General features: G+C 43.7%; 8 protein-coding genes and 1 pseudogene. 2 read left to right on the top strand and 7 right to left on the bottom strand.

Annotated features, from left to right (window positions below):
- A pseudogene (locus PHF18_RS17465) lies at window positions 1-161 on the top strand (IS1634 family transposase); the annotation flags it as partial.
- A 1,002-nt stretch (window positions 162-1,163) separates the two neighbouring features.
- Here PHF18_RS17465 and PHF18_RS17460 read toward each other — a convergent pair.
- The 6 genes from PHF18_RS17460 to PHF18_RS17435 form a co-directional block, all read right to left on the bottom strand.
- Window positions 1,164-1,448: a MoaD/ThiS family protein gene (locus tag PHF18_RS17460; RefSeq protein WP_300104940.1), complete on the bottom strand. Its 285-nt coding sequence runs from the start codon at window positions 1,446-1,448 to the stop codon at window positions 1,164-1,166.
- 81 nt (window positions 1,449-1,529) lie between these two features.
- Window positions 1,530-3,353 (bottom strand): aldehyde ferredoxin oxidoreductase family protein, encoded by a 1,824-nt coding sequence (locus PHF18_RS17455; protein WP_300104939.1) that lies wholly within the window; start codon window positions 3,351-3,353, stop codon window positions 1,530-1,532.
- A 315-nt stretch (window positions 3,354-3,668) separates the two neighbouring features.
- Window positions 3,669-7,247 (bottom strand): PAS domain S-box protein, encoded by a 3,579-nt coding sequence (locus PHF18_RS17450; RefSeq protein WP_300104938.1) that lies wholly within the window; start codon window positions 7,245-7,247, stop codon window positions 3,669-3,671.
- Between the two features lie 324 nt (window positions 7,248-7,571).
- Window positions 7,572-8,417, bottom strand: coding sequence for a PT domain-containing protein (locus tag PHF18_RS17445; RefSeq protein ID WP_300104937.1), 846 nt, complete (start codon window positions 8,415-8,417; stop codon window positions 7,572-7,574).
- 327 nt (window positions 8,418-8,744) lie between these two features.
- Complete coding sequence (locus PHF18_RS17440) at window positions 8,745-9,026, bottom strand: MoaD/ThiS family protein (protein WP_300104936.1); 282 nt, start codon at window positions 9,024-9,026, stop codon at window positions 8,745-8,747.
- 456 nt (window positions 9,027-9,482) lie between these two features.
- Complete coding sequence (locus tag PHF18_RS17435) at window positions 9,483-10,640, bottom strand: LL-diaminopimelate aminotransferase (RefSeq protein WP_300104935.1); 1,158 nt, start codon at window positions 10,638-10,640, stop codon at window positions 9,483-9,485.
- Between the two features lie 557 nt (window positions 10,641-11,197).
- Between PHF18_RS17435 and PHF18_RS17430 the strand changes: the two genes are divergently transcribed.
- Window positions 11,198-11,422 carry a hypothetical protein gene (locus PHF18_RS17430; protein WP_300104934.1) on the top strand — a complete coding sequence of 75 codons (225 nt, stop codon included), beginning with the start codon at window positions 11,198-11,200 and terminating at the stop codon, window positions 11,420-11,422.
- Between the two features lie 38 nt (window positions 11,423-11,460).
- On the opposite strand, the gene PHF18_RS17425 is transcribed toward PHF18_RS17430, so the two are convergent.
- Window positions 11,461-12,516, bottom strand: a complete 1,056-nt coding sequence (locus tag PHF18_RS17425; RefSeq protein ID WP_300104933.1) for a methionine synthase — start codon at window positions 12,514-12,516, stop codon at window positions 11,461-11,463.
- Between the last annotated feature and the right edge of the window lie 190 nt (window positions 12,517-12,706).

The raw sequence follows: 12,706 nt of genomic DNA, 5'->3' as shown, positions 1-12,706 counted from the left end.
AAAGACCTACGATGAGATGGATATTTTTCAATTTTCAGGGAATTACAGAACTTAATACTCATAATGAAGGTGAAATAGAGTCAGAAATATTGAATATGGAGGATATTCACTGGAAGATATTGAGTCTCATGGGAGAAAAATATGAAAATATCTATCTCTAATTACGTTAACCTGCCGAAGGCAGGTTAAAAGCATACAATCTGGATTAAAGCATACAATTTGCTCAGGTTAAAAGTTTGCATCCCTGGTTCACGTCTCGCCCGAATTGCGACTCGCCCGAATTGCGACTCGGGAGTACGCGGTCCTTTTCGCTGCGCTCAAGAGGACTATTTGATGGATTGTAACAGTGAACTTTGCTCAGATAACTAAATTATGGATGTTTATGGATGTTAATACTGAACTGCGTTCAAGAGGACGAAATTAGATCGTTCTGAACCGTACAACATTATTCGCTGTACTGTGTCGTTTTTGTCACGGCAGAGTTGCAGCTCTGCAGTGCACTGTCCTTTTCGCTGCGCTCAAGAGGACTACTCGATGGATTTTAGCAGTGAACTTTGCTCAGGGGACTAAATTATGGATGTTTATGGATGTTAATACTGAACTGCGCTCAAGAGGACGAAATTAGATCGTTCTGACCCTTACAACGTCATTCGCTGTACCATATCCTTTTTGTCAACGCTCGACGCAGGAGAGCGGCTTTCAGATAAAAAAAGAAGAGAAAATAAGAGCCTGAAAGTGAAAACTACTGAGAACAATATAAAAAACTAACAGATAGAGATGACCGGGGAAGCCTATAAGATTTAACCGAAAATCAACAAAAAATCAAAGGAAAGAAACCGAAAAACCTGTAAGTATACAAAAAGGAGCAGAATTATATTTTACCTGATAAATACTCTTTCTCGACTCTCTTTTTTATCAATTTCTTATTTCTTCCTTCCTCTTTCTTCTTTTTTGCAGGGCCGCCAGGTAAACTGGCGGAGGCGTCCGATATTTACCTGTGGATTGAAAGAGGTCCCCGAGGTTCAGGAGAATTATTTACAGGGGCAGAAGACATTGCTGTTTTCAGTTTCTTTTAATACCAGCATGAATATCTGCTATTTTTCTTGCGTGGCTGGCGATCTGGCTTCAGCGCGGGGGAGAAAAAATGTTCCAGTATTCTATTTTTACCCTCCTGCAACCGGAGGGATCAGGACCATAATGTCTCCATCCTTTAGTTTTGTCTCGGGCCCTTCTAGAAAGTCGGTGTTTCTCCCGTTAACCAGGAACCTCACTTTTGGAATTCCACCTGCGGTTGTGCCCGTTGTGGCTTCTTTGAACTCTGGCCCGTAGTGGGCTTGAAGGGTCTGCAGGGTAGTTCCAACGGTGTCACCAGGGTGGATCTCAAGCTCGATTTCGAGTTTTCCTGTTATTTCACGGATGGTCGCAAGGAACTTTACGTGGATTTTCAAGCTTATATCTCCGGAAAACAGAATGAAACTATATAAACTGAGGGAATTAAAAAATTGAGGAGGGGATTCTCAGGCAAGCCCTCAGATAATCCCCAGTTCTTTCAGTTTCTCTTCCGTGGGCTTTCCATCAACCCAGCCCCTGAGCCTGTAGTATTCGTCGATCATTTCCGGGACATGGGAAATCTGGCCTTTGGCGGGACCGGCTGGGACCGGCTCTTCGGTGAGGCGCTTTGGGAGGATGTCTTCATTCCGGTCAAGCCCGTACCTGTTGTTCATCAGCCGTTCGAGATTTGTGACTCTCTCTCCGAGCTTCAGGAGCTTGTCGGCGTCAAGGTCAAAACCCGTAATTTCTGCCAGCATCCCTGCATATTCAGGCAGGCCCAGGGCAAACGAGGTAAAGAGGCAGACCACAGACGAGTTGATGGCCGAGGTCAGGTCCTGGAGGATAATGGTCCATCTGGGCTTATCCTCTACAGCATAGGGGTCGAGTTTTTCGGGTAGCCCCAGGATTTCAGGTGAGATCATGTAGCCGTAAACATGGTCACCACCGCGGTTTGCTGTTGCGTAGTTAAGACCGATTCCCTGAATTGGGCGGGGGTCATATGCGGGCAGTTCCATGCCCTTGACAGCCATGGAGAATTCCGGAGCCCCGTATTTTTCGGCAAGCGCTCTCGAGCCCAGGGCAAGGTCAGCTCCGATTCCGGCACGGTAGGCGGTCCTCCAGATGGCTTCGATCATTGAACCGGGATCTCCAAAGCGCAGGTTCATTCCGTACAGTTTTTCTGCCGGGATTTTTCCTTTCTCAACGAGTTCCATAGCACAGGCAATCGTGCCTCCCATGGAGATAGTGTCAAGCCCCAGTTCGTCGCAGAGGTGGTTGGCCTTTACCAGAGCGTCAAGTTCCGTTATCCCGCAGTCGGCACCGAATGCAAAGATGGTCTCGTACTCCGGCCCTTCAGTATCCCGGACGCTGTAGGGACCTTCAGGCACATCGGACTTTCTTCCACAGACAATCGGGCAGCCCCAGCACCCCCCACGACCTGTAAGGTACTTTTTGACCAGGGTCTCTCCACTCTGTTCGTCGGCATCAGGGAAGTAGGCTTCCTGGAAGTTCCGGGTCGGGTAAGCTCCGCTTTCGTTGAGGATATTCACAAGAACGGCAGTTCCATAGGTATGAAGTCCTCCCTTTGGACCTGTAATCGGATTTTCCTTAATTTTCGCCATGGATTCGGCTACCCGCTTTTTCAGGAGTTCGGGGTTTGCAGGCTCAACCCTCTGGCTCCCTGAAACCACGATAGCCTTTAACTTCTTGCTGCCCATGACAGCCCCAAGCCCGGTCCTGCCTGCAGTCCTGTACTTGTCGTTCATAATTCCGGAAAAGGGAATCAGGTTTTCTCCGGCAGGTCCGATACAGGCAACTGAGGTTTTCTTCGGATCTCCTGTCCTTTCAGTCAGTTCGTCCGTTACCGCGTGAACAGTCATTCCCCAGAGGTCCGGGGCGGGTAAAAGCTCGGCTTTTCCGTCCACGATACTCAGGTAGACTGGCTCTTTTGAAATTCCCCGGACAATAACTACGTCATAGCCCGCAAACTTCAGGAAAGGACCCCATTTCCCTCCGGAGTTTCCGCTTCCTACGGTCCCTGTCTGCGGAGATTTGCTGCATACGATATGGTAACGCCCGCTTGTGGGAACCTTTTGTCCTGTGGCAGGTCCGGTTGCAAAAATCAGCAGGTTGTCCGGGTCAAAAGGTTGCATATCGGCTCTGAAATCATCGTATACGAGTTTTAAGCCGAGCCCTTTTCCTCCCAGGTACATCTTCACCATTTCTTCGTCAAGCGGAGAGTCTTTAAGTTCGCCGCTTTCGAGGTTAACTTCCAGGATCTTTCCAGTATAGCCCCCTAACATAGACAGTGTCCTCCACGATATATTTTCAGGTTTTTCTGATAATGTATAGTATTCAAATTCCGGCGTTATTCCCTTAATCTCCTACTCCAAACAGAGTTTAAATGAAAGCCTGCCGGACCAATGTTAAGATACTAATTTGAATGTGAAATAAAGTTGAATATTATTTAATTATGTAAGAGTTCCTTTATAAGAGTATTCACATAAAAAAGGCGTTGTTGAAAAAATACCCTCTGTTTATTGATTCCTAAAATTCACAGAAATCTACAATTCACAGAACTCTACAATTCACAGAACTCTACAATTCACAGAACTCTACTATACATTCACTTTTATTATGAATTCTGTACCTCTTACCCTTTTTAGCTCGATTTCACCATCTAATTGATCTACCAGAATGTTTACAAGCTGCAGACCAAGTGTATCTGAATTTTCTAAATCAATTTTTTCAGGAATGCCAACTCCGTCATCTGAAACAATCAGGATATATCTGGCATTTTTTCCAGCAGGTTCTTCATCATTACTCAGCTCATTTCCTACTTTTTCTTCCTTAAATAATTTAATTTGAATTTCCCCCCTGTTCCTGCCTGGAAATGCATGTTTTAAGGAATTAGAAATAAGTTCATTAACAATTATCCCTAAGGGAACTGCAGTATCCATATCAAAGAAAATGTTTTTTTCAAGATCCATGTCTAAGCTGATATCGGCATCACCAAGGCTGTATGTTCGGAAAAGGTTCTCAACGAGCTTCTCCAGGTACGGCGAGAAATTCAGAGTGTCGGATCCTCCTCCTGAGTGCAGCTCTTCATGAATCAGGGCAATGGATATTACTCTGTCCTGGCTTTCCCTGAAGGCCTCCAGAACTTCTGAATCCTTAATACACTCTCTATTGTTGAACTTCTCAGCCTGCAGGTCCAGCAGGGAGGAAATTACCTGCAGGTTATTCTTAATTCTGTGGTGGATTTCTTTTTTACGGGCAATCTCGGTATTTTCCAGGGCTTTTTCAGCTTCTTTTCGTTTGGTGATGTCAGTAAGCATGCTTATCCAGCCCATAAACTTGCCATCCTTATCAAAAAGGAATTTAGAACTTATAAGCACCCATAAGGATGAACCATCCTTACGTATTAATTTATATTCATAGTTCTCATTGATATCCTGCCGCCTTTTTTCCACATTCAGTTTGGCGATAGCCTTACTTTCTTCACTGACGAAGTCCCATATCGGTCTGCCAATACCTTCTTCCAGGGTGTATCCGAGCATATCCGTCATTTTCTTATTAGCATAAGTGACTATGGTTTCAGCATCCATTACGCATATGCCTTCGTTGGCCGTCTCCACGATGTTGCGGTACTTTTCCTCGCTTTCTCGAAGTTTTTCTTCTGCTTTTTTGCTTTCGGTTATATCTCTGGCAATAACTGAGATAGTAGTCAGCTTTCCAGAAGTGTCAAAAACCGGAAAAAGGTTTAATGAAACATCTATTACCTTTCCGTCCTTTCTTAACCTTGAAGTCTCATAATTGTAGATTTTTTCTCCCTTTTTGACCATCTTAGCTAATTTTTTTGTTTCTTCCTCTAAATGGGATGGAGCCAGGATGGATACGGTCTTTCCAAGAATTTCTTTGGCTGAATAACCATAAACCTGCTCTGCTCCTTTATTCCAGCCTGTAATAACACCATCAAGTGATAGAGTTCCAATAGCATCATTTGACGATTCCACAATATCCGCTAAATTCTTAATTTTTTCTTCTGATTTTTTAAACTTAGTAATATCCTGAATTGTTCCCTTCACTCGAATTGGGGTATTTTTCTCATCAAAAATAACTTCGGTTTGTGCATGGACTGTGCGTTCTTCCCCATTAGCTAAGATAATCCGATAATCAATGCCATGGAACTCCCCACTTAACCTTTTCTTAATGGTATTATACAAATAGTCTCTTGAATTATCCACATATTCTCGATCGTCGGGGTGTACAAAATTTAAAAATTCATGGCAAGTAGGTGCTAATTCTTGAGGATTACGTCCACAAATACGATACATTTCATCAGACCAATATACTTCACCAGTTAAAAGATCCAAATCCCAACTTCCAACATTAGCCAGCTTTTGGGCTTCAGCAAGACCTTTTTCACTTTCTTTCAACGATTTATAAGCCTTTTCAAGCTGGGTTGTTCGTTCTTTAACTTTTTCTTCCAGGTTTTCATGTACTTTTTTTAGAGCCTCTTCTGCTTTTTTGCGCTCAGTGATATCTATGAATGCAGAAATTGATCCGCGTAGGTTTCCCTGCTCGTCACGCAAGGGTCTGGCATTGCCCAATACATGTCGTATTTCACCGTCAGAAGAGACAATATCTAGCTCACAGTTGTTTATCTCTATGCCTGTAGCCGACATCTGCGACGGCATATCTGCAGGCGGCAGCTCCACTCCATCCTTGAATAACTGAAACGTCTCAGGCCGCTCTCCTTCAGGAGCGGACTTGGAAAAGTTTGTACCCACAGGAATCCGTAGCCATTCATAGGATAGACGGTTACCAGTTATGTGAAGCACCTCAGGATCGAATGCGATAAACACTGCAACAGGCACGGCATCCAATACTACTGCCAGTTCATCCGAGCGAGCACGCTCACGTTTCTCGCTTTCCCGCAGCGCGTTTACCAGGGCATCGCGTTCCGCCAGCGACCGGGCCAGCTTAATATTGCTGTAGCCTAGCTGTGAAAGCATGTTGGCAAGCTTCATGAAGAATACCATGATTGTATTCACAGCCTCCTTGCTTAACCTTGGAACTTTTTCAAGCGCTGCTATGTATTTCTCCTCATTGAAGCCGTATTTTCTGGCCTGGGAGCGGAAAAGCTCATAGTCCAGAAGCTCGCCCTCAAAAAAGAACTGTCCTAAAAAGATATTGCCGACGTGCTGGCCGCCCACAATGATTGGGGTTGCTATATCCCACATGTTGTTTTTGCACCTGTACAGCTTAAACTCTCCAGGGGCAACGCCCACGGATAGCTCTGTGTCGCTTTCCACGCAGTGCTTGCAGGCTTCTGGGTGAACCCTATGGAATTCGGTGCAAATATCCTGCCATCCAACACCTACAAGAACATTACCTTTGAGATCGATTAGGCCAACGGGAATATGAGTAAGCTTATAGAAATCATCCATAAGGGACTGGATCGCCTGGGCATCAACAATATCAGCAAGCTCCAGGTTAGCCATCTCCCGAACGGGCGAGAGAATGTTCTCTAACTTCAGCCTGACGCGCTGTTCACTCTGGAGCAGCGCCTCATCTGTCCGCTTTCTCTCGATTATATTTTGTCGGTTGGAACTTTCGATTTTCTCCCATTTTCCTTCCATTTTAACCAGAGTGAATTGATGATTTGCAACAATACCTATGGCTTCAGTTACGCCGTGAACATCGAGAGAATATGTGCACAAAGCTATCATATGGAAACTGCTAATAACCGAATCCATTTTTTTCTCATACTCAACAAAATCACCCCGGTCCTCTTTTTCCAGCAAGGAAGTTTTCCCTGCTAACCTCAGTCCTTCATAGCCTCTTTCCAGAGCATGATTAAGTTTTTCAACCCAACCATTTAAGATTCTATCTGAATTGAAAACATCTTCTTTTACATACCAATAAGTGTAAGGAATAATTTCGATTTGCCCTTTCTCCAGATAAACATCAATATCAGGAATAACCTTTCTCAGGGCTTCTTTTGCCTCTCCCGCATCCAGAGGCTGTGATGTAACCCACATACAAAATTCATTATTTTCCAGTCCTGCTTTAAAATAGGGAACAAGTATATCAGTCAAATCTTCTTTTGTCTGGTAGAATTGGCAAAAGTGTGTCCCCCAGGGCACATTCCCAATGAAATCAATACCAGACTGCCTCAAATATTCATTCATTCTGTATCTTCCCCACTAGGAAATATAATCATGAAAGATAATATTCAATTGCATGTTAGTAATTGTCATTTTTGAGAGGAGGAAATTTTTCTGAAAACCCTGGCAAATTAAGCAGAATATACTCTTTGATATATTGAAAAAAAAAATAGAATCGATCTGCCTGGAAATTAGAATAACTCACAATAAATAAAAATTGATAATATATTAATGTTTTTACCCTGGAATTGTTGCAAAATTCAAGCCAAAAGGCTATTTTTGCTACAAAGCTCATAAAAATAAATCCTTTAGACATAAAATCGTTTCTAAAAGGCTTCAGGTGAATATTCATGCTTTAGTTATGTATTCGTACCTGACATCGGCTCGCGTAATTTTCGGCACTTTTCCCCACATTCCGATGTACTCTCCCTGGATCACGAGTGCGCCTTTAATTCCTGGCACGTCTTTTACGGCTTTAAAAGAAGCTTCAACAGATTCTCTTCCTATTCCCACCTCATTCCCCAGTGCTGTTGCAGCCGCATCCGCCAGGGAAATGTCATCCGAAAATACTGCAGCTGCATCCGCCATCCCAAAGCTGATCGAAGGGCCCACTGTCCCTGCCGAGGTGCAGACCCCTGTAATCGAGTCCCCTGGCTCAAAAATTAATCCCAGGTTTTTAATCGGGGACTGTCCTGCGAAGATCCCGACAACCACGGGACGGTCATTGATAAGTGCAATGTCCCCTCCGTTATCGACAATAGCATATTTTGCTCCGGCTTTTACCATAGCTTCCACGGCAAGGGCAGAAATTGTGCCTGCAACCGCACTCATTGGCCCTATACCCATAGTGTTTCCTGCTTTTACCATCCTCTGGACCACTTCAGGGGCGCTTTTCGGGCAGGTGTAGGGTTCGAGAGTTATCTGAAAATATGGGTCGGAAAGGATGTAAGTTTCAAGAACCGCCCTGTGGGTTCTGATAGCTTCTTTTGCGGCTTCGATGTGTGCAGGGTCATCGGCTGCGATAGTAACTATAGTTTCTTTGAGCCGGAAATGCTCTTTGATGGCGGGCTTTACATGCCTTTTTTTGAGTCCTTTTTCGGGCTCGTTCGCAGGCTCTTTTGTGGGTTCTTTTGTGGGTTCTTTTGTGGGTTCTTTTGTGGGTTCTTTTGCGGGCTCTTTAGCGGGTTCTGGCATGTTGCTCTGTAAGGAAGTTATGGCTTAAAAAATAAGTGCTTTTTTGGGTCTGGTTTTTTTGGGTCTGGAGAGGAACATAGTTTTCAAGGCAGGGGGAGTTTTTACACTGATAGCAAAACCCTGTGCAACCTGAATCGCCGTCTTTAACCGTTTTTGTTCCGAGCGGAGCGAGGCCTGAGCAGGTAATTAAGGAAAAAGAAGACGCTAAAAAAATCAAAATAGCATTGTCAGTTAAAGTTGTAAAGGAAACCTCAAAATAATGGCTAGTGGGATAAAAGAAGAACAGCAGGTTAAGCACAGGCATGCCTGAAAATTAATTAAAGAGGCTCAGAGTAATGTCTCCTGTGAGGACAGGACCAGAACGTCTCCACCTTTCACGTCTGTTTCAAACCCGTTCAGATACCCTATGTCCCTGCCGTTCAGCATTATCCTGACTTTAGGAGTTTCACTTTCGTCGCCGATGGTAACAGCATAGAAATCATACCCGTACTGGTAAGCCAGAGCAAAAAGGACAGTATGTACGGTATCCCCTTTCCCTATCTTAACTGAGATTTCCATCTGCTTTGTGATCTCCTGCACAGATTCTAGAAACTTTACCAGTATTATCATTGTTGACCCCTTCATAATTATGTGTGGGCTCGTAAATAAGAGTAAGCAGACTTTCGTAAGATTGAGGAAGCTTTCATGATTGTATGGAGATGAAACGGTGTGTAGTAAACGTTTTTATGCAGGTTAGACCACATTTTTATCACTTTTGCGGGCCGTGGGTAAAGGTAGCGGTTAGATTACGGCCATTTTTCGGGTTTTTGAATCTTCTTTTCTTTTTTCAGCTTTGTGGAAAGGCCGGTCGCCGGGAATAAGGAAAAGGGCGAAACCTGCAGTCTATGGGGTTTTAAGTCATGAATTCTTGAAGTCCTGCAGGCCGGGTAGAATTTCAGAAAAAATAGTCCGAAGCCTTGCCTGACCAGTTTTTTTCAAAAAAAGAGGAATGGCGGAGTTTTAAGGGATTTTACCGCCTTATTTTGAGGATTTGAGAGCTAATTCTGACCGAACTGGCTGAGCCGGTTAGAATTGCAGTTTCTTCATCCGCTCTACGGCTTCTTTTATCCTATCAACAGGCTTGGTGAGGGCAAACCTGATGTAACCTTCGCCGGCGTCTCCAAAGCCGACTCCGGGGGTTGCAACGATTCCTGCTTCTTCGAGGAGGAGTTTTGCAAAACTGATTGAGGTAAAACCTTTCGGGACAGGAGTCCAGATGTAGAAGGTAGCTTTTGGTGGTTTTACTTCAAGGCCCATGGCTTTGAGCCCTTCGATAAGGGCGTTACGTCTTTCTTCGTAGACCAGGTTGGCATCGTTAACGCAGGTCTGGGAAGAGGAAAGCGCTGCAATACCTGCGATCTGGATCGCATCAAAGACGCCTGAGTCCACGTTGGACTTGACCTTCCCGAGCCCTTTTATGAGGGCTTTATTTCCGACTGCAAACCCGAGCCTCCAGCCGGTCATGTTGTAGGTCTTGGAGTGAGAGTAGAGTTCCATCCCTATGTCCATTGCGCCCTTTGCTGCAAGGAAAGAGGGAGATTCGTACCCGTCATAGGTCATCTGGCAGTAGGCATTGTCATGCACTGCAATGATATCGTTTTTCTTGCAGAACTCAACGACCTTTTCAAAGAACGCCATGTCAGCGGTTGCCGAGGTAGGATTGTTCGGGTAGTTGAAGAAGAAGAGCTTTGCCTTTTTCAGGACATCTGCAGGAATTGAGTCCAGGTCAGGCAGGAAGTTGTTCTCAGCCTTTAGCGGCAGTGGATACGGCTCTCCGCCTGCAAAAAGAGTCCCTATCTTATAGACTGGATACCCTGGCTCGGTATAGAGCACGACATCTCCGGGGTTGACAAAGGCGAGCGGAATATGTGCAACTGCTTCCTTTGACCCTATCAGGGAGATTACCTCGGTTGCAGGGTCAAGCTTAATCCCCTTATATTTCTCACACCATTCAGCCGCCGCCTTCCTGAACTGGGGCAACCCTGCATAAGAAGGATACTGGTGTGTATTCGAGTCGAGGACAGCCTCGCGCAAAGCTTCCACAATGTGGGGGTGGGTCGGCAGATCAGGGTCTCCTACCCCGAGGTCGATCACATCCACCCCCTTTGCAATCATTTCGTCCTTAGCTTCATCAATCGCTGCAAAAAGGTATGGCGGTAATGCGTTTATGCGGTCAGAATACATTGGAAAAGTCACCTGATTATGATTATGAGTGTGTAATTCTGAATAATTACGGCAGTGGCCATATTAAAAGGTATGGGATGGAGAGTATAATTATTGAAAATAGGACTCTCACAATTCCAGCAGCATAACTCAGCCTTACTGAGTACCAGACTCTTACTTATGAGTATATCTGAATCACAATATGGGGATTATATAAATTTAGGGAAGATTTTCAGCCTCATAAATTATACGAGTCGAAACCACAGCCCTACGACTATATAAAAAAATACATTCACTCTACCAGGCTGAGATTGAGAAGTATTTGAGGTCTATTTGTTAACTAGCGACCTGATAATAAAATAAATTGAAACAATAAAAACTAATTAAAAGCTGCAATGTTTTCAAAAAATTAAAATAGTTAGAGGTGAATTGATAATCAATAAGAATTTGGAAAAGAATGTAATAAATAATGATCCCAGAAGATATTAAAAAATCTCCAAAATTTGCTCAGATTGAAGCTGCAACTTTCAAGGCAAATTTTAAATGAGGGGTTAATAAATATGTATATGTTAGAAGCTATGGAAAACGAAATACTTAAGCATCTATATGAAATGGGAATGCTTGGCATAAACGAAGGGTGGGAAAAACAATCACAGCTAGATAAAAATGCAGTCGAGGAATTACATCGCGCTAAACTTGTGGACAAAAGCGTTTCAAAGGGATTTGTACGCCTGTCAGAACGTGGTGTGGGCGCAGCGCTATTCGGGCTTCAGAACGCAGACAAAATTTATGAGTTGTTGTGAAAGGTACTTTCATTTGTTTGTCCTTTTATTCGAAAATTTCACGTTCGCTTTGGATCAGAGTTCTTCTTCTCTGCATTAAATTCATTAATACCTTTTGCGGTATTCTCAAGCAGCTTGAAAGCGAGGTCCTGATCCGGCCAGAACGCCAGCCCGCAGTCCGGATTCGCATACTTTATGCGATCTCCAAGAACGGAAAAAGCCGTTTCAAGCCTCTTTTTTATGACATCTGGAGTTTCGAGCTCAGTTACGATTTTTTGCATGTATTCCTTTTCCTCCCAGGCATTAATTCCATACTTTTCATTGACAATACCTATAAGGCTGGAAATATCTGTTCTCGAGATTCCGACTCCTATATAAGTATTTGAATCCTCCAGTACTTTTCTGTCCAGAAGATCCAGGTAGGAAGGAGTTCCCGCATACTCAAATCCGATGACATTGATAGGGGTCTCACATATAAGCTTATACTTCAATGGGGAATAAAGGTGAATCTCCACGTCAGCTCCCTGCTGCCGAGCATAGGTGGAAGCAAGAGTAAGAGCGGAGATGATATCAGCGTCAGAAAACTGGATCCTATCATTTATCCCGAGGCTGGGTTCATCAAAAGCTATAACTTTAATTTTGAAATTTTTTGCAGTTTTAAATGCCTGTTTAATGAATTTCTCAATATCCAGTGCAATGATCTGATATGCGTCCACAAAAGCTGTTGCCCCGAAAGCCTGAAGATACATATCCGTAGGGCCTGCAATACAAACCCTAACTTCAAGAGTCTTTCCTGTCTCCTCTTTATATTGTTTTGCAACCTCTTCAATTATTTCCAGCTCAAGGATCTTTGCATTTTCTTCTTTTATTACATAAGGTTCATAACAATTCTTTTCTTCTTTGATTATGTCCAGGAACTGACCTATCATATCTCTAAACTGAGGATATGTGGGAACGTGTACACCCACATCAATTTTTCTCTGGAAAGCCTCCCTTATCATGGAAAAGAGTTTTTCGTCTTCATTTCGATTTTCAGCTGCAGCCTTTACCCACTCCCTCGGGATACCCTCAGGTGTTGGAAGGCTTCCTTCATCGATAAAAATAATCTCCTGCATACCTGATATATAAGAAAGATGAAGTTTTATAGATATTGGAATTGATCTAACGATACAGTGCAACCTGCCTTCGGCAGGTTAACGTAATTAGAGATAGATATTTTCATATTTTTCTCCCATGAGACTCAATATCTTCCAGTGAATATCCTCCATATTCAATATTTCGGACTCTATTTCTCCTTCTTTATGA

Origin of the sequence: Methanosarcina sp. (genome assembly GCF_028693135.1) — an archaeon.
Lineage (GTDB): Archaea > Halobacteriota > Methanosarcinia > Methanosarcinales > Methanosarcinaceae > Methanosarcina.
Note: the sequence above shows the minus strand (reverse complement) of the source record. Positions and strands in the feature narration are given on the sequence as shown.

Bases quoted from the DNA above. Each gene is read 5' to 3' on its own strand.
- PHF18_RS17445 (WP_300104937.1), bottom strand. From the start codon at position 8,417: ATGCCAGAACCCGCTAAAGAGCCCGCAAAAGAACCCACAAAAGAACCC.
- PHF18_RS17440 (WP_300104936.1), bottom strand. From the start codon at position 9,026: ATGATAATACTGGTAAAGTTTCTAGAATCTGTGCAGGAGATCACAAAG.
- PHF18_RS17450 (WP_300104938.1), bottom strand. From the start codon at position 7,247: ATGAATGAATATTTGAGGCAGTCTGGTATTGATTTCATTGGGAATGTG.
- PHF18_RS17425 (WP_300104933.1), bottom strand. From the start codon at position 12,516: ATGCAGGAGATTATTTTTATCGATGAAGGAAGCCTTCCAACACCTGAG.
- PHF18_RS17455 (WP_300104939.1), bottom strand. From the start codon at position 3,353: ATGTTAGGGGGCTATACTGGAAAGATCCTGGAAGTTAACCTCGAAAGC.
- PHF18_RS17430 (WP_300104934.1), top strand. From the start codon at position 11,198: ATGGAAAACGAAATACTTAAGCATCTATATGAAATGGGAATGCTTGGC.
- PHF18_RS17435 (WP_300104935.1), bottom strand. From the start codon at position 10,640: ATGTATTCTGACCGCATAAACGCATTACCGCCATACCTTTTTGCAGCG.